The following is a 24,382-nucleotide window of genomic DNA, read 5'->3' on the forward strand; positions in this document are numbered from 1 at the left end:
AAATAAAAGGTTGAAATTATATTAGAATTCTGAAGTGAAGTGAAATTTGATATGTTTAAAGTCTTGTTGCGCCATTTGCAGTACGTAGCTCGAATCGGCAAGAAATACATCTCGGCCATCACGGTCTTTTGCCATATATTGATACTTACGCTTCTTGAAATTGTCGAGCTCTGCAGGTTCATCGGCTTCTATCCAACATGCTTTGTACAAATGCACTGGCTCCCAACGGCACTTAGCATTATATTCGTTTTTGAGCCGGTATTGTATTACTTCGAACTGCAACTGTCCCACAGTACCAATGATCTTTCGGTTGTTGAATTGGTTTACAAATAATTGTGCCACTCCCTCATCCATGAGTTGTTCGATACCTTTGTTCAACTGTTTCGCTTTCATCGGATCATCATTCTCTATATATTTAAACATTTCCGGAGAAAACGAAGGTAGCCCACGGAAATGTATCTTTTCGCCTTCGGTCAATGTGTCGCCAATCTTGAAAATACCATTATCAGGTAGTCCAACGATATCTCCCGGGTATGCCTCCTCGATCGTGCTTTTGCGTTGAGCCATGAACTGGGTGGGGGATGAGAAGCGTACGGTTTTATCCATCCGTACATGTAGATAGGGTTGATTACGAACAAATTTTCCACTACATACCTTACAGAAAGCAATACAGGAGCGATGATTGGGATCGATGTTTGCCGTAATTTTGAAAATAAACCCCGAGAATTTATGCTCTGTAGGGAGCACTTCACGTTCTTCTGCCTGCGTTGGTTGGGGCGATGGAGCTATTTTAACAAAACAGTCAAGTAATTCCTGTACGCCGAAATTATTAAGTGCACTGCCGAAAAATACTGGCGCCACTTCGGCAGAACGATAACCATCTGCCTCGAATTCGGAATACACACCGTCTATAAGTTCAAGGTCGTTGCGTAGTTGTTCGGCCTCACGTTCCCCTACGTGCTCATCAAGTTGTGTACTATTTATATTTACAGAAACCTTCTCTGTTACACGTTGTTTATTAGGTGTGAACAAATTCAATTGCTTTTCATAAATATTATACACCCCCTTAAATCGCATTCCTTGTCCGATTGGCCACGACAGCGGACGCACTTTAATTTGCAATTCTTGTTCCAATTCGTCGAGCAAATCGAATGGATCACGCCCTTCGCGATCCATTTTATTTATGAAAATAATAACCGGCGTGTTGCGCATGCGACAAACCTCCATCAATTTGCGTGTCTGTGTTTCCACTCCTTTTGCCGAGTCTACCACGATAATAGCCGAGTCTACGGCTGTTAGTGTGCGGTAAGTGTCTTCGGCAAAGTCTTGGTGACCGGGTGTATCGAGTATATTTACTTTATATCCTTCGTAATCGAACTCCATGACAGACGTAGACACAGAGATACCACGCTGCTTTTCTATATCCATCCAATCGCTCGTTGCAGTCTTACGTATTTTGTTGCTTTTTACCGCACCGGCAACTTGTATTTGCCCCCCGAAGAGTAAAAACTTCTCTGTAAGGGTAGTTTTACCCGCATCAGGGTGTGAGATAATTGCAAAAGTGCGACGTCTTTGTATTTCGTTCATTTATCTTTTATTATTACTATCGGTCGAATATCTTAAAGCTCCATCTTTGCGATGCAACGCGCAAGAGATTCTTCCCAATATGGAATTTCTATACCATATGTTTGTTTTAACTTTGTTTTGTCCAATACGCTATAGTGTGGTCGCTTGGCAGGAGTGGGATATTCTGCTGTGTGCAGAGGTTTTACATGACAAGTAGTGATGCCTTTGATGCGATGAACAGCTTTAGCAAAGTCATACCAACTGATAGCTCCTTCATTAGAAAAGTGATAAGTTCCCGGTACAATGCCTTGGTTGATAGCTGTCATAATAACTTTGGCAAGGTCGGCAGCATAAGTCGGTGTACCAATCTGATCGAAAATAACGCCCATTTCTGTTTTCTCTTTTCCAAGTTTGATCATGGTTTTTACAAAGTTATTACCAAATGTGGAGTAGAGCCATGCCGTACGTATAATCATGGTTTTCTTGCAAATTTTACGGATAGCTGTCTCGCCTACAAGCTTTGTTTTGCCGTACACGCTATTTGGGCATGGTGTATCGGTCTCTACATAAGGCGTATGTTGGGTGCCATCGAACACATAATCCGTACTTATTTGTATTAACCAACCGCCCCGCTTTTCTATTGCTGCTGCCAAATATGCTGGAGCTTCAGCATTCAGAGCTCTGCATAGCTGATAATTACTTTCTGCTCTGTCTACTGCTGTATAAGCAGCACAGTTCACAATACCATTAATTCGGTGTTGCTGAATGTAATGTTCTATATCTTCAGCATTCGTAATATCAAGTTCAGAAACATCTGTATTGAACCACTGGCATTGAATATTTCCTTTTTCGAGTAGTTGTATCTCATTACCTAACTGGCCGTTACAACCTGTAATTAATATGTTCATATAATCAACTTTCCTTTACCTCTTTCCAAAAAAGAGTAGCTTTTAAAAGCTCTATATTATTAATACATTTATATTACGTTTTTGTGAAAAGAATTTTCTACCCCTTTTTTATAATATACAATTCTCCGGTTGAAAAGCCAGAAGTGGACCTTTATTCGTCCTCAAACTCCAATCCTTCTGTCTTATCTTTGATATAATAGTCGGAGAGCATGCCTATAAAAGTGGTAATCTCCTGTACAGCATGTGTTGTTTCTGGAGTAATTTCTTTCTTTTTGAGTCGAAGTATCATTATACCATACAAAGCATCAAGGCAAGTTTCTATTTCATTATTTTTCTTATCTCCTTTATTACGGAGTTCAACAATGAAAGGCAAAACCTTGAAATATTCTGCATTATAGAATGGAAATTTAGAACTTTGGAGCAGATGGGCATGTAAATCCATCATGTCTTGGACGATGATTTCGTTGATCTGAAGATGCCCATTTTCACGCTTACCTTCTTGATTCATCATGCGTACAAGATTTCCATACCAGTCAGCAAGTTCCTCTTTTTGCTCTTTGGTATAGTCGAACTTATTGATATATTCGTGACGAATGCGTGATAAAGAGCATCCATATGCTCTGATCAAGTCTTCGGTCTGCCACATATAAAGCAGATATTCTGCAATACTTTTCTTTCTTAATTCCTGTGCTATAAACATATTATTAATTTAATACAATAGGGAATATGTAAATATGGTATATAATGTTGACGAGATTTACAAAAGCGTTCAATACTTTTGTCAGTAGTGTATAGAGTAGAGATTGAATACAGTTCCTATAAGAATAACCAATGAAAATAGTATGACTAAGCTACCAATAACCTTGTTGATTAATAGAATACCATTCTCATCAAATTTGCCTTTAATCTTATTGATAAACCATGTAAGCCCGAACCACCACAATAATGCTCCAATAATAATGCTCAGATACCCTATCGACATCTCGAGCGGATGATTCGGAATGACAAAAGTAAGTTGAGCGAAGAGTGCCATGAATAAGAAGATAATAAGTGGATTGAGAAACGTTACCCAAAAGGCAGTGAGCCCATTATAAAAATACGAACCTTTTTTTGTACCGCTAATGTGCATATTCTTTGTAGGATTGCTTCTGAAACAGTGTATTCCAAAAAACAGCAGAATGATACTTCCAGATATATTTAAGATAAACTGAGTTTGAGGATCGTTTACAAGATTCATCACGAAGCTCATACCGAGCCCTGTAATAAGTGCGTAAATAATATCACTGATCGAAGCACCTATCCCTGTAACAAAACCGTACCATCTGCCTTTGTTCAGCGTGCGTTGTACACAAAGAATACCAACAGGCCCCATCGGTGCCGAAGCTAAGATACCGATAAGCAAACCCTTTAGCACCAAATCTATTATGTCAATATGAAATTCAAACGGCATATCGGGTGCAAAATTGCAAAAATTATGCGATATAGGCAAATTTTCTTTTTAAAAGTTTGCTCTATAGGAGTTTTTTAATACCTTTGTTCCGATAAATACATGTTTTAAATTTATCTGAATAATATATTATTAACTTAAAAATAAAAAGAAAAACATGGATGTTCAAGAAACATTGAAACCGTATGTTATAGGTTTGGATTTAGGTGGCACGAACTCAGTTTTTGGCATTGTTGATAGCCGAGGAGAGATTAAGGCCACTACAGCAATCAAAACGCAAGGGTACGAGAATGTAAACGAATATGTAGATGCATCTGTAGACGCTTTGCATATTATTATTGATCAAGTAGGGGGTATCCAAAATATTAAAGCTATGGGTATCGGCGCTCCTAATGGCAATTACTACACTGGAACTATCGAGTTTGCTCCAAATCTTAGTTGGGGACATAGCGGTATTGTACCGTTAGCTGATCTTTTTTCTAAGAAACTGAATATTCCGGTTGCTCTTACCAACGATGCAAATGCAGCCGCTATCGGCGAAATGACTTATGGAGTAGCTCGAGGAATGAAGAATTTTATCATGATAACTCTTGGTACTGGGGTAGGTTCTGGAATCGTTGTCAACGGACAACTGGTATATGGAAGTGATGGATTTGCGGGGGAACTCGGGCATACTATCATCCGCCGTGAGAACGGTCGTTCATGTGGATGTGGAAGAGATGGATGCCTTGAAGCATATTGCTCAGCAACAGGAGTAGCACGTACGGCACGTGAATTCCTCCAGACAACGGAAGAACCTTCTATACTTCGCGAAATAAATCCCGAGGAAATCACATCTCTAGATGTATCGATTGCCGCTGGTAAAGGCGACAAATTGGCACAACGTGTTTATGAATTTACTGGTGAACTTCTTGGAGAAGCGTGTGCAGATTTCGCAGCCTTTTCATCCCCTGAGGCTTTTATCTTCTTTGGAGGATTGACAAAAGCTGGTGATTTATTAATGAACCCTTTGAAAGAAAGTTACGACAAACATGTTCTTAATATCTTCAGAGGTAAGGCAAAGTTCCTTGTCAGTGGCCTTGATGGCTCCTCTGCAGCAGTTTTGGGAGCTTCTGCTGTGGGTTGGGAACTTTAAAAAAGAAAAATACTATTTCTAAAAATATAAAAGGTGTAATGAGCGGATACTCGTTACATCTTTTATATTATGTTATTTTTCATATCCTATATATTTCTTGAATCAAAAATCAATTTTACATGCATGAAAGTGCCTTTCTATGTAAAAATTGATAAATAAAATCGCCCGGTTATATTAGAATTTATATCAGAAAAAAGACAAGAGACTCATATACATGTCAAAAAAGCATATCAAAAAAAATAACAGAATAACATATCTCTGTGTGGTGATAAAAGTACTATTGAATGTTAATTTCTTATGAATCTTTGCATTTAAGCATATTTTCGCAAGATGTTACTCCATCAATTTTACAGCCGCTTTCCGACAGAGGATGTCTGTATCGAATATTTCAAGTCGATTCGCATGCACCAAGATATCCTACGCCCAGAGTATGGTACGGCTTATCTATAATGGTTAAGTGGGCGTAAGGTCTTCCAATGCCCCAAATGTGGCAGTCCAAATTCCCTTGACCAAGGGAATGGTCTGGAACACAGCAAGCTGTCACTCAGTTCGTAGTTTTATACTATGGCAAACGGGAGACTATCTATCAGTTGTTCGAAGAGGTTGAGTTTGACGAAGCGTTCTTTTCTATACATATTCCTGAGGATTCCAAAGGAGAGCCGATAGGAGGTGCCGGTAGCCAGAATATTCTATTCACTATCCCAAAGACAGACGTCTTGCCACAAGAGATGTTATGCTACAGCTACGGTATTCGTTCAACCCGCAACACAGCAAATACAAAGGTTCGGTAGCCAATAATGAAGTCATAAAATTAAAATGATTACATACTATTTCCCGATGCAAAAGTGTGAAAAGATATTTTCTAAAACTTCGTTGGTTGTGATTTGACCTCCAGTGATTTCTGCTAAGTGATCGATGCAGATACGAAGATCTTCGCTCAACAGGTCGCCACTTAGATTTTTTTGTAGCCCTTCGATTACTCTGGATATGCTTTCATGAGCATGCGTGAGAGCTTCATAGTGACGTGCACTCGTTATTATGATATCATTTTCTTTAATTTCAGGAATATCTGCAGCTTGGAATAAGGCATCTTCCAATTGAGGAATGTTGGTTCCTTGTTTTGCAGAAATGTATATAATCGGTGATTGGAGAGATGTTGGAATAGGCGGGGGGTTCTCTAAATCAATTTTATTCCATACGGTAATGAGTTTTTTACCACGTATGTTCTTTTTGATTTCGGAAATTTCTTCATTGGTCGGTTGTTTGTCTATAAGCCATAAAATAATAGTTGCCTCATTTATTTTTTGATAGGTACGTTCGATTCCTAACAGCTCGATTTTATCGTCGGTATGACGGATACCGGCGGTATCAATGAAACGGAAAGTTATATCATGGATTTCAGTTGTATCTTCAATAACGTCGCGCGTAGTACCATGGATATCGCTTACGATAGCCTTATCTTCGTGTAGCAGACGATTGAGCAGAGTGCTCTTTCCGACATTCGTTTTGCCCACAATAGCAACAGGCACCCCCTTTTTCAAGGCATTATCGGTTTCAAAAGAGGTTGCGAGGGTACCAATGCGTTGTTCGGCTTTTTGTACTAACTCCAACAGTTCTTGTCTGTCTGCAAAATTCACATCTTGGTCGCTAAAATCCAATTCCAGTTCTATGAGTGAAGTTATCTTTAGCAATTGATCGCGTAGGATAGACAACTCGTTACTGAAATTACCTTTTAATTGACTTAGGGCTATTCTATGAGTAGCACGGTTGGTAGTTGCAATAAGGTCTGCCACAGCTTCTGCCTGACTTAAATCCATTTTTCCATTCAAGTACGCACGTTGAGTATATTCGCCTGCCTTGGCCTGTCGACAACCAGCATCTATTAAGGTATGGAGTATCTCATTTATAATATAGTGACTTCCGTGGCATGATATTTCCGTACTGTCTTCACCTGTATAGCTGTGGGGTGCACGGAAAATGGATACTAACACATCGTCAATAACGTCTCCTTTGCGGTTGATAATCTCTCCATAATGTATGGTATTAGGATTAGCTTCAGTAAGAGACCTGCCGTTTGCCGAATGAAAGGTATTGGCTGTAATGGATATAGCTTGTGGCCCCGATATTCTTATTACCCCTATGGCACCTCCTGATGGTGTTGCCAATGCACAGATAGTTTCTGTTATCATCCTGTTAAAAATGTTTGGGTAGCAAGCTCATAGATACTTGCTACCCATTACTAATGAAAAATTAGATACGGTCGAGTACTTCAAGGATAAGTCCGTCAATAGAATTCTTATAATTTGAGTTTGCCTGCTTGGCAACTCTGTTAGCAATTACCATACAGCATGTAAGTGCCTGATGTCCCATCAATTTGGCTAAACCCGCCAAAGCTGAACTCTCCATCTCGAAGTTTGTTATCTTGAGTCCTTTATATTCAAAACTCTCCACTTTCTCATTTTGTTGCGGATCAGCAAGAGGTATCCTAAGTTCCCTACCCTGTGGACCGAAGAAACCTCCGCATGCAATAGTTACACCACGTACCATATCGTCTTTGGCGATACGGTCGATCAGTTCTTTATCATTGTCAATTACATATGGTGCACAGAGTAAAGGATTCCACTTCATGTGCTGTTTAAAGTTCTCTTCAAAATCTAAATCGCATACTTTGTTGCGTCCTGCATAGAAGTTCAGCAAACCATCGAAACCGATACTCTTCTCACTGGCAATGTATGTTCCTGTCGGTGTGAAAGGTTGCAAGCCTCCGCAAGTACCTATTCTTACAAGAGTGAGTTTCCGTTTTTGTTCTTTCTCGGTACGAGTATCGAAGTCTATATTAGCAAGAGCATCAAGTTCATTCACTACAATGTCAATATTATCGCAACCGATGCCTGTACTTTGCACGGTGATACGCTTTCCTTTATATGTACCTGTTATTGTATTAAATTCTCGATTACTAACTTCGCATTCCTTTGTTTCGAAGTGGGATGCTACCAAAGCCACACGTCCGGGATCGCCTACAAGAATTACTTTGTCAGCAAGTTGTTCCGGCCTTAGGTGTAGATGGAATATACTTCCATCTTGGTTGATGATTAGTTCTGATTCCGCAAAATATTTTGCCATGATCCGATAATTTAATTTGTTATTGATAAATTATTTTCATAATTGCGAATTCTCTTTTCCAATTCGCTTAATTCTATTCTTTGCTTTAGTATTGTTTGTTCTTCTTCGATGATTATTTGTTGTAGTTTCTGCTTTTCTTGTTTGAAAGATGTTGCATAACGCTCTCTCAAAGATTGCAGAGCATTCTCCTTTTCCTGCAACTGATTTCTTTCTTGCATAAGACTTTCGAATGCTTGCCGGCCTTTAATTGTCTTAAAGTCGCTTAGACGATGGTATATCAATTTATCGTTGATAGCAAAGTTGATTGTACTTTCCGATCTTTGTGTATTACCTTTCAAAAGGGCCAAACGTTTAAGTATTTTTTGTCTGTTTCCGAATGCCCATGTATCTCGGATACTGTTTAGATCGGCATACTTTTTTAATTGAGCATGAGTGAGGCCATCGTTATCATAATTCTGTCTTGAAGCCGTTGTCGCAAAAGTGTATATACAGACTTTCCCTTCCGGTTGGTAGCGGTCTGAAACAAGCCATCCTACAGAGTCTATATCATCGAATGCAATGAAATAGTCATTAGCTTTGGAATTGAATGGCAAGCCATAATTCTCTGGTTTGTAGAATTTCCCGCTTCGTGAATCGAAGCGAGTTACGAATATATCAAGCCCCCCCAGACTCTTTTCTCCCTTTGCCGAGAAATATAGTGTAACACCATCAGGCATTAGGAATGGGTAATTAAAGTCTGTAAGTCCGTCTGCTAATTCATTTATTAATTTGGGAGCGCTCCATGTATCAACCAGTCGATCGGTTATATAAAGATATCGTTGTACCGAGTCGCCTTGCGAATATATTTTATGGTTATTAAATTCATTTGTGTATACGATACGTTCTCCATCGTTCTCAGAAGTAATCATTCCACACTCTTTAGTAAGCGGAATAGAATTGATAAATAGTACTTTATCAACGACGATACTATCTACAAACATTACTTTTGCTGTTGCGGCAAGCATGCTTTCGTAGAGTTTTTCGGAAGGTGATAACTCTATTCTTATCTCCTTCCGGTTGCTTTTATTCTTTGTTCCTTTTTTCTTCGTTTGTGCAAACGAGGGTATTGCCAATATTAGTAAACAAATTATCGGCAGTATTAGTTTTGCCAAATTCTTCATGTCGCAAAAATAAGAAAAATATCTAAGTATGCCAAATATTATCATCATTTTGGATTGTGCTTATGCTTTTAGGTTCGGAACAATGATATCAATGTTAAATGCTTTTCTATACATCTGTACTATTACTTTTTCATTATTATGCTGTCATACTGTCATAATAAATGTACACCTTTCTTATACCGACAATACTGCTTATTTGTAAGATGCATATACCAATATAATATGAAGAGTAAATATTATTTTTAAGATGCTTGATATATGGACTTTTCGCTGTATTGACGTCATGCCATCATACAGAGAACAATTGTATTTCAAAGATAAATAATGAATTATATAGATACTGATTGATGATAAGGAAAAAATATATATTTGTTTTCTTTCTTTTTTATTATCCGAGCCAGTGTTATAATCTATATCTTTACATAATTAATATAGAAATGGCAAAAGGATATGGGAGAGTTGAAATATTACTCGTCTGCTAAATGTTTTTATTTAATTTTACAGAACATTTTGCTCAAATTGCGTTAAATTCTGGTTACTTGTTTTACGCCTTTTACCGTTCTGATTTTCTTGATAAGGGTATCGAGGTGAGAAGTGTCGTTCAATTGAACGATAAGATTGCCACTGAAAAGGCCGTCGTGGCTGTCGATATTGATGCTTCTCATCACGATTTTTTCTTCTTTTGAGATAATACTTGTGATGTTGTTCACGATGCCGATATCGTCGTTACCGACAATGTGTAGTGTGATACTATACAGATTATTGCCTTTTCCGCTCCAACGGGCTTTCACAATTCTGTAGCCGAAACGCTTTCTTAGTTCAGGAGCGTTAGGGCAGTCGGTACGATGGATTTTTATGCCTCCGTTGACAGTGACGAAACCGAAGATCGGATCGCCATAGATGGGGTGGCAGCATTTGGCCAGAGAATAATCTATACCTTTCAGGTTACGGTCGATTACCAGCACATCTTCGTTCTGTTTTACGATCTCTTCGTCGGGGTTTTCATAGCTGTATTGATCTGCCGACTGTGTCGTCTTGTTGGAATTGATATTGAAATCGTGATCTCTTATTTCTACGTAGCGTTCTATGATTTCGTTGGGATCAAGTTTCTCATCGGCTATCTGCTTGTAAAAATCTGAGACCTCTTTGAAGCCCATCTTCTTTATGAGATGCGACATGACAGCCTCTTCTACTTCGATTTTCTTGTTTTTAAATCTTCTTTCGAGCAGTTCCTTAGCGTATAAAGCATCCTTGGCTTGTGTCTCTTTCAGGGCGAGGCGTATTTTCGATTTAGCACGTGAAGTCTTGACGATATTTACCCAGTCCCGTTTTGGTTTCTGGTTGTTTTGGGTGATAATCTCTACTTGATCGCCCGAATGCAGCATTTCTCGCATGGGAACAACTTTACCGTTGATGCGTCCGCCCACGCATGTGTTGCCCACACCCGAATGAATGTGGTAGGCAAAATCGAGCACTGTTGCACCCTTGGGGAATTTGTATAGGTCGCCTTTCGGAGTAAAGGCGTACACCTCATCTTCGTACAAATCGAGCTTGAATTGATCCATCACCTGCATGTTATCGCCGGCCTCTAAAGCTGTTCGGATACTTGTGAGCCATTCGTCCAGCGCCCCTTCACTCTTAATTCCCTTATAGCGCCAATGGGCAGCCAGTCCCCTTTCTGCTATATCATCCATACGTTCAGTGCGTATTTGTACTTCCACCCATTTGTTTTCGGGGCCTAAGACAGTGATATGGAGACTTTCGTAGCCATTCGATTTAGGTACCGAGAGCCAGTCGCGCAGTCGTTTGGGATTGGGCTGATACATGTCCGTGATGATCGAATAGGCCTGCCAGCATTGCATTTTTTCTTTTTCGATCGGAGAATTCAGTATGATACGAATGGCAAAGAGGTCGTAGATACCTTCGAAACCACACCGCTGTTTCTTCATTTTCTGCCAAATGGAGTGGATACTCTTCGTGCGTCCTTTCATGTGATACCGCAGCCCTGCAGCATCTAACTTTTCTTCTATCGGTTTGATGAAACGTTCGATATAAGCATCTCTTGACTTCTTCGTGGTGTTCAGCTTATCCTTAATCATGTAATAGGCATCATGTTCAAGGTATTTCAGGCTTAGGTCTTCAAGTTCGCTTTTCAGTTTATAAAGCCCGAGTTTGTGCGCCAAAGGAGCGTATAGATAGCTTGCTTCTTCCGACACCTCTCGTTGAGCCTGCATGTTAGAAGTATCGCGTATCTGCCTCATCAAGTTTACTCGGTCCGCAATCATGATGAGTATCACTCGCATATCTTCTGCAAACGATAATAACAGATTGCGGAAATTTTCGCTTTCTATCACCGGATTTTTACTGTACAAATCATGGATGCGTACCAATCCGTGAATAATATGAGCCGTACTTTCACCAAAAGTATTACGAATAGTATCAAGGTCTGTATTCTCATCGAGCACACTGGTGTAAAGCAATATCGCAATTACGCTGTCGCGTTTCAGCCCGATTTCGTTAACAGCAATTTCTGCTGTCTGCAATGCGTTCAGTATAGGGTTTAGTCCGAATACATCTCTATGAATGTGATTATTGCCGATAGCCGCTTCCAAATATTCATGAATGTTTTCAAAGTCGTTATCTTTTAACGAGTCGCCTATGGCATTACGCAGGCTGGCAATAATCTTTTTCGAAGATTCGTGTTCCTGTTCTGTAAATACAAATTTTGCTTCCATGCATTGTTTCCTATTGAGTGATGGATGCAGACGATGCTGCATATACCTGAAGGGTATTCTATTTATCGCAATTGCAAAGGTAACATTTTCCATGTAAACATTTCCTGTTTTCAGAAAAAGTAACTATATTTGTGTCGAAATATATTATGCTAAGGTTAAAAAGTACATGTGCTTTCGCTATTTTTTAATATGGCTATTCTCAAATATAACTATATAATTATGACTCAACAAGACATTGATCAAATTTCAGCCAGAGGCATCTCAGTAGATCAGGTAAACCGCCAGTTGGAAGAAATAAGAACAGGCTTTCCATTCTTGCATATTGATTCGGCCGCTTCCGTGGGTAATGGAATAACTGCTCCTACAGTGGATGAACGGGATAAATATATCGGCTTATGGAACGAATATAAGCGAGAAGGACATAAAATTGTGAAGTTTGTACCGGCAAGCGGTGCTGCAAGTCGCATGTTTAAAGATTTATTTGCTTTCTTGAATGCCGATTATGATATTCCTACGACCGATTTCGAGAAGATGTTTTTCGACCATATCAGAGAGTTCGCCTTTAGAGAAGAGCTTTGTGATCAGTGCAAGAAAAACGAAGGCAAGAATGTTTGTACACTCTTATCTGATGGAAATTATAAGGCTATTGTGGCTAATTTATTGGAGTCGAAAGGCTTGAATTACGGTCAATTACCTAAGGGATTGCTCCTATTCCATAAATATGATGACGGTGCACGTACACCAATGGAGGAGCATCTTGTAGAAGCAGCGCTGTATGCCGGCTCAAATGGAGAAGCTAATGTGCATTTTACAGTTTCTCATGACCATCTTGAATTGTTCAAGAAAAAAGTTGAAGAGAAAGTAGACTATTATTCCAAGAAGTTTGATGTGCATTACAACGTGTCGTTCTCAGAACAGAAACCGAGCACGGATACCATTGCAGCGAATACGGACAATACACCTTTCCGTAATGAAGATGGCACATTGCTCTTCCGCCCGGGCGGACACGGAGCATTGATAGAAAACCTAAACGAGATAGATGCAGAAGTTGTATTCATAAAGAATATAGATAATGTGGTGCCTGACAGGCTGAAAGGTGATACCGTTACTTATAAACAACTGATAGCAGGAGTGCTTGTAGCGGTCCAAAAGCAGGTTTTCGAATATTTGAAACTGCTTGAAGCGGGCTGCTATACGCATGGGAAGTTGGAAGAAATTATACGTTTCGTGAAACGAAATTTATGCTGTAGAAAGGCAGACATAAAGGAACTCGAAGATGCGGAGTTGGTGAACTATTTACGGAAGAAGCTTAATAGACCGATAAGAGTTTGCGGTGTAGTAAGGAATGAGGGGGAACCGGGGGGCGGTCCATTCCTTGCATATAACCAAGACGGTACGGTTAGTCCTCAAATACTTGAGTCGAACCAGATCGATAAGGCAAATCCAGCCTATGTAAAGATGTTTACAGAGGGTACACACTTTAATCCTGTCGATTTGGTTTGCGCTATCAAGAACTATAAAGGAGAGTGTTTCCATCTGCCGGACTTTGTAGATAAGAACACTGGTTTCATTAGTTTGAAGAGCAAAGATGGTAAAGAATTGAAAGCACTGGAGCTTCCCGGACTGTGGAATGGTGCTATGAGTGATTGGAATACAGTGTTCGTAGAAGTTCCGTTGACGACGTTCAATCCGGTAAAGACTGTGAACGATTTGCTAAGAGAACAACATCAGTAATATTCAGACGAGGCCTCTAATAGAGATAAACTTTGCACTTAACGATGACATGAGTATGGTTTATCTCTATTAGAGGCTATATTTATTATTGCCGTTTTATATTATTACACAAACAACATTCCTACTTGATATACGGCGGCAGACACGCACCATGCCAATAGAGTGGTATAGCATGCGGTAAAGAGAGCCCATTTCCAAGAACCGGTTTCTCCCTTTATTGCAGCAATAGTTGCAATACAAGGAAAGTAAAGCAATACGAAAAGTAAAAAACAGTAAGCCGTCAGCGGAGTAATGCCGTTTGCACTCATCTCTTTGTTGAGTATTTGGTATTTTCGATTATTCGTATTATCTCCATTATCTTCGGCAAGTGTCTCGTCATTACTATATAGTACGCCCATTGTAGAGGCCACAATTTCTTTAGCGCCCACACCGGCCACAAGCCCTACATCTAATTTCCAATCAAAACCCTGTGCACGAAATATAGGTTCGATGGCTCTACCTATGTGTCCAATGTAACTTTGTTTCTGTTGTTCTTGGCGATCCAAACTGTCGTTGTGTGGGAAATATCCTAAAGCCCACACAATGATACTTGCCACGAGGATGATGCCTCCCATCTTCTTCAAGTATTGTTTTCCTTTTTCCCAAGTGTGCCTGCCTATGGCTTTCCATGTAGGGAAACGGTAAGGAGGCAGTTCCATTACGAATGGAGTATCCTCTCCCTTAACAACCGTTTTGGTGAACAGACGGCTCATAAGTATGGCCATGAGTACGCCGATAAGATACAGCGACATCATAATCAGTGAACGATATTTCATGGTAAAGAATGTGCCTGTTATCATAATATAAATTGGTAAGCGTGCGGAACAGCTCATCAAAGGCAATATCAGCATGGTAACAAGACGTGAACGACGGCTCTCTATAGTGCGAGTGGCCATAACAGCAGGCACATTACAACCAAAGCCCATAATGAGCGGAATGAACGATTTGCCGTGTAATCCCATTTTATGCATGAGTTTATCCATGATGAAAGCAGCGCGTGCCATATAGCCTGAATCTTCCATATAGGATATAAAGAAATAAAGTATAAGTATCTGTGGTAAGAATACGATGACGGCTCCGACACCACCGATAACACCATCTACGAGCATGTCTTTTACGGGCCCAGCAGGCATATTTGTACTGATAAAGTTGCCTAACCATACTACACCGGCATCAATCCAGTCCATAGGAAACTGTCCGACAACAAAAGTCGTTGTAAACATGATAAACAAGAAAATGAGGAAAATAGGAAATCCGAGATATTTATTTGTGATGATCCCGTCGATCAGATGGGTTATTTTGTAAGTATCTTTTTTATTGCCGGTGTGGTAGTGTGCCTCTTGCAAGGCACCGTGAATGAAACCGTACTTGGCATCCATAATGGCTGTCTCCAAATCGTCTCCGGTTTCTTCTCTTACTCTTTCGGCAGTTTGATTGCGTACGTTGACAATATTGTTTTTATAAGGCAGAGTATTTAAAAGAATTTCTGTATCTTTATCCCTTTCGAGAATCTTGATGGCAAGGTAACGGGTAGAATAGTGTAGGCGTATATTTTCATCAGTCTTTAGATATTTTTGTATATCGGCAATACCTTGTTCTATTTCATGTCCATGATTAATATGGATATGACGGAACACTTCATTTTGTGGTTGTTTGCCATTTGTATTATCTTCTGAACGTGTGATTTTATCACTATTCCTTTTATTTTCCTTATGTAACTGTCGATTTTTTTCAACCTCTTTTGGATTTAATTGTTCGTTATCATTCACATAGTCTTCGTTTTCGTATACGCTGATGATGGTGTGGAAAAGCGTTTTTACACCTTTGCCCGATGTAAAAACGGTAGGTATCATCGGTACGCCGAAAAGCTGTCCCAATTTGACATAGTCTACATTATCACCCCTTTTTTCCGTTTCATCGAACATATTCAGCGCACATACCATGCGCTGATGCATGTCGATGAGCTGTGTCGTAAGGTATAGATTACGCTCAAGGTTCGATGTATCTATTACATTAATGATAACATCGGGCGTATTTTCTATAATCTGTTTCCTTACATAAAGTTCTTCAGGTGAATAGGCCGATAAAGAATAGGTGCCGGGGAGGTCGATAAGATTAAATTTATAGCCTTCGTATTCTGTGAATCCTTCTTTTGCATCAACCGTTACACCGGAATAATTTCCCACTCTTTCGTGAGCTCCGGAAGCGAAGTTGAATAATGAAGTCTTGCCACAGTTAGGATTACCCACAAGAGCAACATTGATAGTGCGCCGCTTTTTCATGGCTGCATCATGTAATTGCTTATCGGTTAAAATGATGGTATCATCATTCTCTTGTACGGGAAAAGTCGATGAAGTTTCGGTATGTATGTATCCTTTTTTGAGTTGCTCGGCCTCTTGCGTTGATATAATCTCGATTTGCTCGGCTTCGCTATGGCGGAGCGAGACCTCGTATCCCATGATTTTGTATTTTACTGGATCGTGTAATGGAGCATTGAGAAGCACTTCTACCACTTTTCCCCTGATGAAGCCCATCTCTATAATTCGCTTTCTAAAACCGCCATGTCCATATACTTTTACGATAACCCCATTCTCTCCTGTCTTAAGTTCGCTTAGTCTCATAAATGTACCTCTTAAAATATTTGCAAAGTTACGTATTTTACTTTGCAACGGTGTTGCAAATGTATGGCTGATATCTAAAATACCTAAAAATGATGATGAATGATACCGTTAAATGTTATTAAGAGAAATATTGATTATTATGAATTGTATTATTTTTGCAAACATGAATAGATTTTGTTTAGTGTTACTTTCTCTTTTCTCCTTTTGGGGAATGAAAGGAGAAAATGGAGTGCAGGTGGTAAAGATACACAAGCAGCATACATTTCCGAAGACCGTACCTGCAGGCAATTATAGCGGACTCTGTCATATCGACGGTAATCGGTATGCTGTGGTCAGTGACAAGGCTCCTGAAGATGGTTTCTTCATATTTGAGATCGACATAGATTCTGTAACGGGAGATATCAAACAAGTGGTAAATTTAGGTTATCGATCATCAGGTAAGCCAAACAGAGATATGGAAGGTGTGGCATATTTTCCCATGGCAAATACTATCTTTATATCGGGGGAGGCTGATAATCAGATTATAGAATATGATATGAATGGTAAATATACAGGGCGTAGATTGCAGGTTCCCGACTGTTTTTTACGAGCAAGTAAGAACTATGGTCTTGAGTCTTTGACTTATTCTGCTGCATCCCATTTGTTTTGGACTTGTAGTGAAAGCACATTGAAAGGTGACGGTATGCAGACAAATGCAACCAATGGTGTAAGAAATAGAATACGTATACAATCGTTCACTGAAGACTTATTGCCTGCTAAGCAATATGCTTATCTCATGGATAAGCCTAAATCTGCAAAAGGAGCATATCTGTATGGGATGGGGATTAGTGAGATGACAGCTTTAGACAACGGTGATCTGTTGGTTTTGGAGCGTGAGTTTTATACTCCTCCTTCTAAAATAGGTGCCTTCGTTATTAATAAGATTTACCAAGTTAGTGCGGTCAGAATTTCTATAGAAGGTGTTGATACTCTTCAAGATGATACGAAGTACTTGGATAAACACTTTGTTTGTGAATGGAAAACTCAGTTGAATCTTACAAAAAGAGACATTGCCAATTATGAAGGAATGTGCCTTGGACCTAAATTGGACGATGGTTCCCAAGTGCTGTTATTGCTTTCGGATTCACAAAATCAGTATGGTGGAATTCTAAAAGATTGGTTTAAATCAATCGTTATTAAATATTAATATAAATAACTTTCCATACGTTTAGGAGGGCTTGTTTATAGGACAATTGTTCTAAAACTGATATAAGCGCGGTCGTCAAAAGATACATTTCCGCTCATTAATCCCTTGGTTGCCTTAAATGAGTCGATATTCATGGGATCGTGTTCGAGTTGTTTACGGAGAGCGTTTTCACTATCTGCAAGTGTTTGTTTTAAAAATGGATACCCGTCTGTAGCAAGAATTACATGCGATATTACCGGTATAATTTTTATTCCGTTTTGGTAAATAGGAAAGCCATCGATAACAGCATATTTAAGATTTTGGGCCTGTATGCTATCTAACAGGTCGGGAAAAATGTGATTGCGCCCATCAATCATCAGAGATTCTGGAGACTGTTGGGGATTGATAGTAAGCTGTTTGGCTATGTATATGGCTCTTTTTTCTGCAATCAGACCTTCGGTTGGTTTAGGGTTTCCATAAAATTTTCCGTCTACAATACATTGGCAGTCTCCTATCATCCAGACCTGATTATGAAATTTACTGAATATAGCTAAACTCGCTGTGAGCCGTTCTTCTGGATGCTCCGAGAGCATATGTAAATCCATGTTGTGGCAGATATATACCTGATGGATATAGGATGTTACATAGTCACAAAAGGATTTAATTCCGATAGTTGGCTCTAAATTTTTGATACACGCCGAAAGGAGTTGCATGCAATAGCGCCCATTTGTCGTATTATCATTAATGCAATTGGACGTCTTGCTGGTACTTCCATCTATAACGGCAATAAAATTATCGGTCTCTACTATTCCGTCTTCGCACGTTTCTTGGTTGTGCTTTCCTATAAGTTGTCGTTCTATAATCTTCATTTCTGAAGTTGGAATTGTTAGTTTTTCTTCCATGGACGCGAGATGGAGTATTCAAGTAAAGTTTACCGATCAGATCGGCACGTCCTATTTTTCTTAGCTCTTGTTCTATTTTTTGCCTCTCCTCGGGCTTATACCAAAAGAAAAATTGCCGTTGTGAGAGTTTCTCACGCTGCGTCTTAGCACTGAATATCGGTTCGAGAGTGTACGGATTGTAGCCGGTGTACCACGCTTCTGTACTTACTGTCATGGGTGTTGGAGTAAAATCCTGCACCTGCTCAAGGTGAAAATCTAAATTCTTGGTAATTACTGCAAGTTCAGCCATATCTTCTTCTCTACATCCGGGATGACTGCTGATAAAATAGGGGATGAGCTGTTCGTGCATATTTTCTTCACGATTGATTCGGTCAAAAACTTTCTTAAATTCTTCGAACTGCCGAAACGAAGGTTTGCGCATTAGTTTCAATACGGCATCTGAAGTATGTTCAGGGGCTACTTTTAATCGGCCGCTTACATGCTTACATATCAGTTCGCGGGTATATTCTTCGGCGGCGATATTACTTTTTTCATCTTTGCTTTTATGTAGAAGCAGGTCGTAGCGTACACCACTACCTATGAAACTCTTTTTGATACCGGGCAATGCATCCACGGCTCGGTATATTTCAAGCAGTTGTGTGTGGTCGGTATTCAGATTAGGACATATCTGTGGATTGATACACGACGGCCGTTTACAATGTTCACATAATTTATGATTCTTACCTGCCATTGCATACATATTGGCCGACGGACCGCCGAGGTCAGAAAGGTAGCCTTTGAAATCCGGCATGTGTGTAACCTGCTTTACTTCGTTGAGAATGCTTTGCTTAGAGCGACATGTTACGAACTTTCCCTGATGTGCAGAGATCGTACAGAACGCACAGCCGCCGAAGCACCCTTGATGAATGTTGACTGAGAACTTGATCATCTCGTAAGCCGGTATGCGTTTGTCCTTATATTTGGGATGGGGTAGGCGTGTGTAAGGCAGATCGAAATAGGCATCTAGCTCTGCCATCGTAAGTGTGGGATAGGGTGGATTGACAACAGCGTAAACATCATCTACGGCTTGCAGGAGCCGTTGGGCATGGATTTTATTCGATTCTTCTTCGATATGTCTAAAGTTTTCCGCCTCTGCTTTCTTATCGGTAAGACATTTTTCATGACTGTTCAATACGATGTCATCATTGGTAATTCCTCCCGGAATGTTCTCTTTACGCGCAAGATATACTGTTTGCGGGATGCTATGAATATGTTTGATGTCTTGGCCATCGGATAGTTTTTCGCAAAGTTGTAGTAACGCTTTTGCCCCCATACCGTATAAAATCATGTCGGCACCCGAGTCGCATAAGATACATTTTCTCACCTTGTTCTGCCAATAATCGTAATGAGTGAGTCGCCGCATTGATGCCTCTATGCCACCAAGTATGACCGGAACATCTGGAAAAAGCTGCTTCAATATTCGTGTATATACGATAGTGGGATATTCCGGACGGCAGTCGTGGCGCCCGTCGGGACTATATGCATCTTCAGAGCGTAGCCTTCTATTGGCTGTATACTTGTTTACCATAGAATCCATGCATCCCGGCGAAATGCCGAAAAATAGCCTTGGACGCCCCAACTTTTTAAAGTCTCGAAAATCTCCGTGCCAATCGGGTTGCGGAACAATTGCCACTCTATAACCGGCAGCCTCCAACGAACGACCAATAACAGCAGCACCAAATGAAGGATGATCGACGTAAGCATCACCCGAGAAAAGGATTACATCAAGTTCGTTCCAACCTCTAAGTTCGCATTCCTTTTTAGTGGTGGGAAGGAAGTCTGTAAGCTGATATCGTTTCAAATTGGAGGAAGATTTTTGTTATAATATAAGGATGTCATTTAGTCTGTTATATTATTCTCATCATCAGTACTGTTAATTTCTCTCTTCTGTTTCCATTCAATATATAACAGTACGAGTTGATGTAATCCAAATGCCTTCATATTATTATTGTATATCACATCAAGGCATAGGTCTAATAATGCCTTATCACCTGCTTCTGTTTCGAGTAGTGAGCGAATGTTGAATTTAAGTTTGTCGAGTACATTTTCGTCTATAATGCCATTACTGTCGACAAGATTGCGAAACAACGCATATTTCTCTATCGTAATAAGATGTTCGTCGCTTACTTCTATACTACGAGTTCCTGATTGGTTTGCTTGAATTTTGTACATGATAATTTTATTTTTTATGAATTGTTTTTTATTGTTGTCAAGTGCAATTCTCATTTCAATAAAAAGTCTAAGATGCCCTGCATTATCTTATTTTGCATATCTTTCGAAGAAATACATTCGAAAGGTATTCCCATCGTAAAACTCCTGTATGTATCACCTTTATAGGCTACGGCAGCCGATGGGCCACTACCGTATTGCATTGCACAGAAAGCCCCGTCGCCTGCGGGCCGAAGTATTTCCGGAATATTCACGGCATAATGATCAGAATTCGGGGTGTTGTAATAATCGAAAGAAAGTCCTAATCCATCGATATACCCGTCTGTTATTAGCGAATCTGATGGTGTGTAGGCAACCTTTAATATGTTTTTAAGGAACAAATTTTCGGTTTCTTGTACCATGTCCGAACCGATGTAAGCACCGCTTACGAGCAACGAACCTCCGTGGGTAGTGTATTCTTGTAACAGTTGTTGCATGCGTGGTGTGAAGGTTTTGTAATAAGCGAGAGCGTTACGATTATATTTCTCACCTCCTAATATTAAGTCTACACAATGATAATCTGGCATCTTTACTTCTCCCGATATTACAGACATGCTCGAACAACTTGCTACATTATATTTTTGTGTATGGGCAATAGCTCCTACGTGTGTTACGGTATAGTTAAAATCATTACCTGCAATGAAGTGCCCTGCAAGTTCGTCACCGCTATCCCCTAAGCCTCCTTCACCTTCTATTCCTAATCGGCTCTTATCGAAATATAACTGTCTACCGTTCCATCCTGCTGTTAATCCATAGGTAAGTCCGATATCTTTATTTAAATCGAAACCTTGTGTAGAGTCGGTTTCTACGATAGCTGGGGCAGATAATCGGTAAAAACCGTTGACGACAAGTATCGTCTTCGTTGCATTGGGATTATAATATGCAGAGAGTGTTTCTGTAGGAAAACTTTCTCCACCTTTGTTACATGCTGTGATTTTAAAATTGTATTGTATGCCCGGTTCCAATTTCATGATAAAAGAGTTATTACCGGTATTCACCCCGTTATCGAACGAACTATTGCCGATAGAGGTATATATATTGAATGTTTCAGGAACAGCTGATGGCTCTTGACTGTCGTTTTGAGCTTTCCATGAGAGTCTGATCTTGTTCTTGGTAAGAAATTCTATACTAAAATTCGTAGGAGTCAAAGGTGTTACAGTGTATGACTTGTTGTGCTGTTTAGCTATATATTTCAGTATTGTCTTATAGATAGAACGGGCAAGAGTAAATTTGAAGTTGGGATCTTGCCCCATAATCATATCGGGAAAATTCTGATGTGACATAGTTTCGAGGATAGCAGAAGGCATTGCCGGCAAGCGTGTTTCGGAATAGTTCCTATCCCATAGATATCTTTTCGGCCAATTCTTGTACTTATATAAAAGGTCTTTGACTACATTATTGAGGAGAGTACTGGCGAAGTCTTTCGAAGTCATTCGCGAAATGCCTGCATTCAGTTTCCCGTCGTTGAAATCTGTAGTACAGACAGCAAGAGAACCTACCAACGATTTGAAATCGGTAGAATATCCCGCATCGCTATGTATGGCAAGAGCTAATTCAATCGGTATTTGCAGTCCTTCTATACTTGGTGCATAAACACTGCCACCTGCAAGCCAATTCGACATGAGCGATCTTGCATTGATATCGTCGCCATAATCGTCTTCGCCTCCTTTGCTACTGTAAACACTATATGGTGCTCCTGCCCACTGAGCATAATATCTTGCACCTTCAAGGCTGCGGGGGAGCCCGCTTAAAATGCCGCCACGCTGAATGTTCCCCATTCCTCCGCCAAATCTGACGGCATCGCCTGTAACGACACCTCGCCGGATATGTGAATTGTTAGTTAATATGACACGGTTGTAAGGACTACTTCCTTTGTCAAATTCAAAGGTGCCAAGGTACACCCATGTACCACTTCCCATCTGTTGATTTACGCGATATACAGTTTTCTCCCCTTTGTGGTACACAATATATTCCGCATCATCTACGCTATGTTCTATAGTCTTATAAGAAACGTAAACCGCATATCTACCTGCCTTAGGTATATCGGGTTGATAAGATATTTCACTTGCATTTTTTTTACGGGTAGCTTTAGCCATACGAACGTGCCCTTGTTCGAAAGGATTTTCTCCATCGACGTATATTCCTTGATGCAAAGCAAAACCTTTAACACCGGCATCTTTCCATACTTCTCCTTTATTTGTTTCTGAATAAACATTCTTATGTGTGTTGCCGTCGCAATCAACAATGACTTCATTTGTTTGCCAATCGCGTTCGCGTGGAGTGAACACAATAGCTCCTGCATTCTCGAGCATTGGAATGAGATAGGGAACAACGATGGTTTGCGTAAATAAGTCTTCGGTCGTTCCAAATAAATTCGGACGTTGCCACATCCATTTTCCTTTAGTCTTATCGTAATATTTTCCATGACTTGCCCATAAGGCGATATGTCGATTTTTCAGGCCCGACTTAATGGTGTTGGGCTTTGATATATTCTCAACCCAAGGCTTGCCATTGTAATCGATACTTCCCCATGCATTCGTTATTTCTCTATCGTCTTGTGCAAATACGTGTAATGATGAAAAGAAAGCAAGAGTATAAATGAAAGTCTTTATTCTCATTATTATGAAATTTCCCCAATCGTGAAATTTTCAGGTTTTTTACCTTTGAATTCTTTAAAATACAGCTTTATTTCTTTCATGTCTTTCTCTATATCTCCTGTAGGAATAAGACTTTTGGTGCATTGTATAAGTTTTTTCTGATAATCTACACCGTAAAGTAATATAGGTATTTGTGCCTTTAAGGCAATATAATAGAATCCTTTTCTCCATTCAGGGTTCAATGTTCGAGTACCTTCCGGAGTGATACATAGATGAAATGTTATGGCCTTTTCAGCCTCCGCTGCCAATATATCTGTCATATTTGAATGTTTATCTCGCCATATAGGTATTCCACCGATAGCTTTCAATAACTTTCCCAATGGCCAGAAAAACCATTCTTTTTTCATGAGAAAGTTGCTCGACATGTTTTCGGCACGCATATAAAGTTGTCCGATGGCAAAATCCCAGTTACTGGTATGGGGAGCTAAACAAATAATATATTTTTCGGGATGGTCTACAGTGATATGTTTTTTCCATCCCATTCGCTTATATAAAATCCAAGAACACAATTTCTGTAGCATGACGGTCTTTAATTCATATTCGATATTTGGTCGATGATTTCCGACACCTGTTTATTGAAATCGCCGATCAAACTATGATAATATTTCCGTGCATCAATCCCCGGTTCTTGGTGAGAAATTCTGCGAATGTAGTCGTTATGAATAATAATGATTGATGACAAGATTGCTTCTACATCCTCTTCGTTTGGTTTTCCGCTGTACAATGATGCTGCTACACATTCTGAAAACAAATCGCTGCATACATAATTGATAGTGCGCTTTAAATCTCTTTTATTGCTCATATCATATAGCTTAATATAGATAAAACAGTGAAATTATTTTCTGCCAAAGATAGGAAAAAAAAAGGAAAGGGCAAGCACCATTGCATAAAAACTTTTAAATTAATGTGAAATCAATGAAATTTTAGAATAAAACGGTTTTTA

Annotated in this window: 18 protein-coding genes; 3 read left to right on the forward strand and 15 right to left on the reverse strand. The window is 39.7% G+C overall.

The features are described 5' to 3' along the window. Positions 1-21: 21 nt before the first annotated feature. The 4 genes from HMPREF0663_RS10460 to HMPREF0663_RS10475 form a co-directional block, all read right to left on the reverse strand. A complete protein-coding gene (locus HMPREF0663_RS10460; protein ID WP_004370508.1) occupies positions 22-1,587 on the reverse strand; it encodes a peptide chain release factor 3 in 1,566 nt (521 codons plus the stop codon). A 32-nt stretch (positions 1,588-1,619) separates the two neighbouring features. Continuing rightward, positions 1,620-2,474 (reverse strand): dTDP-4-dehydrorhamnose reductase, encoded by an 855-nt coding sequence (rfbD, locus tag HMPREF0663_RS10465; RefSeq protein WP_004370509.1) that lies wholly within the window; start codon positions 2,472-2,474, stop codon positions 1,620-1,622. Between the two features lie 151 nt (positions 2,475-2,625). Further along, on the reverse strand, positions 2,626-3,174 hold the full coding sequence (locus HMPREF0663_RS10470; protein ID WP_004370510.1) for a DUF4924 family protein: 549 nt from the start codon (positions 3,172-3,174) through the stop codon (positions 2,626-2,628). Between the two features lie 81 nt (positions 3,175-3,255). Continuing rightward, positions 3,256-3,924, reverse strand: a complete 669-nt coding sequence (locus HMPREF0663_RS10475) for a LysE family translocator (protein ID WP_004370511.1) — start codon at positions 3,922-3,924, stop codon at positions 3,256-3,258. A 154-nt stretch (positions 3,925-4,078) separates the two neighbouring features. Between HMPREF0663_RS10475 and HMPREF0663_RS10480 the strand changes: the two genes are divergently transcribed. Then, entirely contained in the window at positions 4,079-5,056 is a 978-nt protein-coding gene (locus HMPREF0663_RS10480; protein ID WP_004370512.1) for an ROK family protein, read from the forward strand. Between the two features lie 827 nt (positions 5,057-5,883). Here the strand turns inward: HMPREF0663_RS10480 and mnmE are convergent. From mnmE to HMPREF0663_RS10500, 4 genes are all read right to left on the reverse strand, one after another. Beyond that, the gene (gene mnmE, locus HMPREF0663_RS10485) at positions 5,884-7,245 is read right to left on the reverse strand and encodes a tRNA uridine-5-carboxymethylaminomethyl(34) synthesis GTPase MnmE (RefSeq protein ID WP_004370513.1); all 1,362 of its coding nucleotides are present in this window, start codon (positions 7,243-7,245) and stop codon (positions 5,884-5,886) included. A 61-nt stretch (positions 7,246-7,306) separates the two neighbouring features. Then, positions 7,307-8,179, reverse strand: coding sequence for a nucleoside phosphorylase (locus HMPREF0663_RS10490; protein WP_004370514.1), 873 nt, complete (start codon positions 8,177-8,179; stop codon positions 7,307-7,309). 11 nt (positions 8,180-8,190) lie between these two features. Next, positions 8,191-9,183, reverse strand: a complete 993-nt coding sequence (locus HMPREF0663_RS10495; RefSeq protein ID WP_231375138.1) for a hypothetical protein — start codon at positions 9,181-9,183, stop codon at positions 8,191-8,193. A 680-nt stretch (positions 9,184-9,863) separates the two neighbouring features. Further along, positions 9,864-12,074 carry a RelA/SpoT family protein gene (locus tag HMPREF0663_RS10500; RefSeq protein WP_036875491.1) on the reverse strand — a complete coding sequence of 737 codons (2,211 nt, stop codon included), beginning with the start codon at positions 12,072-12,074 and terminating at the stop codon, positions 9,864-9,866. Positions 12,075-12,293: 219 nt separating this feature from the next. On the opposite strand from HMPREF0663_RS10500, the gene HMPREF0663_RS10505 reads away from it, so the two are divergent. Beyond that, positions 12,294-13,808: a DUF4301 family protein gene (locus HMPREF0663_RS10505; protein ID WP_016665107.1), complete on the forward strand. Its 1,515-nt coding sequence runs from the start codon at positions 12,294-12,296 to the stop codon at positions 13,806-13,808. Positions 13,809-13,912: 104 nt separating this feature from the next. Here the strand turns inward: HMPREF0663_RS10505 and feoB are convergent, their stop codons facing one another. Continuing rightward, a complete protein-coding gene (gene feoB, locus HMPREF0663_RS10510; RefSeq protein WP_016665106.1) occupies positions 13,913-16,468 on the reverse strand; it encodes a ferrous iron transport protein B in 2,556 nt (851 codons plus the stop codon). Positions 16,469-16,607: 139 nt separating this feature from the next. Here feoB and HMPREF0663_RS10515 point away from each other — a divergent pair, with 139 nt between their 5' ends. Further along, positions 16,608-17,654, forward strand: coding sequence for an esterase-like activity of phytase family protein (locus HMPREF0663_RS10515; protein ID WP_016665105.1), 1,047 nt, complete (start codon positions 16,608-16,610; stop codon positions 17,652-17,654). A 35-nt stretch (positions 17,655-17,689) separates the two neighbouring features. Here HMPREF0663_RS10515 and HMPREF0663_RS10520 read toward each other — a convergent pair whose 3' ends face one another. Genes HMPREF0663_RS10520 through HMPREF0663_RS10545 form a run of 6 tightly spaced genes read right to left on the reverse strand, consistent with a single transcriptional unit; the run spans position 17,690 to position 24,241 of the window. Then, a complete protein-coding gene (locus HMPREF0663_RS10520; RefSeq protein WP_004370521.1) occupies positions 17,690-18,502 on the reverse strand; it encodes a hypothetical protein in 813 nt (270 codons plus the stop codon). Next, on the reverse strand, positions 18,426-20,375 hold the full coding sequence (locus HMPREF0663_RS10525; RefSeq protein WP_004370522.1) for a YgiQ family radical SAM protein: 1,950 nt from the start codon (positions 20,373-20,375) through the stop codon (positions 18,426-18,428). Before HMPREF0663_RS10525 ends, HMPREF0663_RS10520 begins: the two co-directional genes overlap by 77 nt. Before the next feature lie 38 nt (positions 20,376-20,413). After that, entirely contained in the window at positions 20,414-20,746 is a 333-nt protein-coding gene (locus tag HMPREF0663_RS10530; protein ID WP_016665103.1) for a DUF8442 family protein, read from the reverse strand. A gap of 50 nt (positions 20,747-20,796) precedes the next feature. Further along, the gene (locus tag HMPREF0663_RS10535) at positions 20,797-23,400 is read right to left on the reverse strand and encodes a golvesin C-terminal-like domain-containing protein (RefSeq protein ID WP_004370524.1); all 2,604 of its coding nucleotides are present in this window, start codon (positions 23,398-23,400) and stop codon (positions 20,797-20,799) included. Positions 23,401-23,402: 2 nt separating this feature from the next. Then, the gene (locus HMPREF0663_RS10540) at positions 23,403-23,960 is read right to left on the reverse strand and encodes a 1-acyl-sn-glycerol-3-phosphate acyltransferase (RefSeq protein WP_004370525.1); all 558 of its coding nucleotides are present in this window, start codon (positions 23,958-23,960) and stop codon (positions 23,403-23,405) included. A gap of 8 nt (positions 23,961-23,968) precedes the next feature. After that, a complete protein-coding gene (locus tag HMPREF0663_RS10545) occupies positions 23,969-24,241 on the reverse strand; it encodes a hypothetical protein (protein WP_004370526.1) in 273 nt (90 codons plus the stop codon). Positions 24,242-24,382 lie beyond the last annotated feature (141 nt).

Origin of the sequence: Hoylesella oralis ATCC 33269 (assembly GCF_000185145.2) — a bacterium.
Lineage (GTDB): Bacteria > Bacteroidota > Bacteroidia > Bacteroidales > Bacteroidaceae > Prevotella > Prevotella phocaeensis.

Bases quoted from the DNA above. Each gene is read 5' to 3' on its own strand.
- HMPREF0663_RS10535 (WP_004370524.1), bottom strand. From the start codon at position 23,400: ATGAGAATAAAGACTTTCATTTATACTCTTGCTTTCTTTTCATCATTA.
- HMPREF0663_RS10530 (WP_016665103.1), bottom strand. From the start codon at position 20,746: ATGTACAAAATTCAAGCAAACCAATCAGGAACTCGTAGTATAGAAGTA.
- HMPREF0663_RS10490 (WP_004370514.1), bottom strand. From the start codon at position 8,179: ATGGCAAAATATTTTGCGGAATCAGAACTAATCATCAACCAAGATGGA.
- HMPREF0663_RS10460 (WP_004370508.1), bottom strand. From the start codon at position 1,587: ATGAACGAAATACAAAGACGTCGCACTTTTGCAATTATCTCACACCCT.
- rfbD (WP_004370509.1), bottom strand. From the start codon at position 2,474: ATGAACATATTAATTACAGGTTGTAACGGCCAGTTAGGTAATGAGATA.
- HMPREF0663_RS10500 (WP_036875491.1), bottom strand. From the start codon at position 12,074: ATGGAAGCAAAATTTGTATTTACAGAACAGGAACACGAATCTTCGAAA.
- HMPREF0663_RS10475 (WP_004370511.1), bottom strand. From the start codon at position 3,924: ATGCCGTTTGAATTTCATATTGACATAATAGATTTGGTGCTAAAGGGT.
- HMPREF0663_RS10540 (WP_004370525.1), bottom strand. From the start codon at position 23,960: ATGCTACAGAAATTGTGTTCTTGGATTTTATATAAGCGAATGGGATGG.
- HMPREF0663_RS10515 (WP_016665105.1), top strand. From the start codon at position 16,608: ATGAATTGTATTATTTTTGCAAACATGAATAGATTTTGTTTAGTGTTA.
- HMPREF0663_RS10545 (WP_004370526.1), bottom strand. From the start codon at position 24,241: ATGAGCAATAAAAGAGATTTAAAGCGCACTATCAATTATGTATGCAGC.
- HMPREF0663_RS10495 (WP_231375138.1), bottom strand. From the start codon at position 9,183: ATGCTTGCCGCAACAGCAAAAGTAATGTTTGTAGATAGTATCGTCGTT.
- HMPREF0663_RS10505 (WP_016665107.1), top strand. From the start codon at position 12,294: ATGACTCAACAAGACATTGATCAAATTTCAGCCAGAGGCATCTCAGTA.
- HMPREF0663_RS10520 (WP_004370521.1), bottom strand. From the start codon at position 18,502: ATGAAGATTATAGAACGACAACTTATAGGAAAGCACAACCAAGAAACG.
- HMPREF0663_RS10480 (WP_004370512.1), top strand. From the start codon at position 4,079: ATGGATGTTCAAGAAACATTGAAACCGTATGTTATAGGTTTGGATTTA.
- feoB (WP_016665106.1), bottom strand. From the start codon at position 16,468: ATGAGACTAAGCGAACTTAAGACAGGAGAGAATGGGGTTATCGTAAAA.
- mnmE (WP_004370513.1), bottom strand. From the start codon at position 7,245: ATGATAACAGAAACTATCTGTGCATTGGCAACACCATCAGGAGGTGCC.
- HMPREF0663_RS10470 (WP_004370510.1), bottom strand. From the start codon at position 3,174: ATGTTTATAGCACAGGAATTAAGAAAGAAAAGTATTGCAGAATATCTG.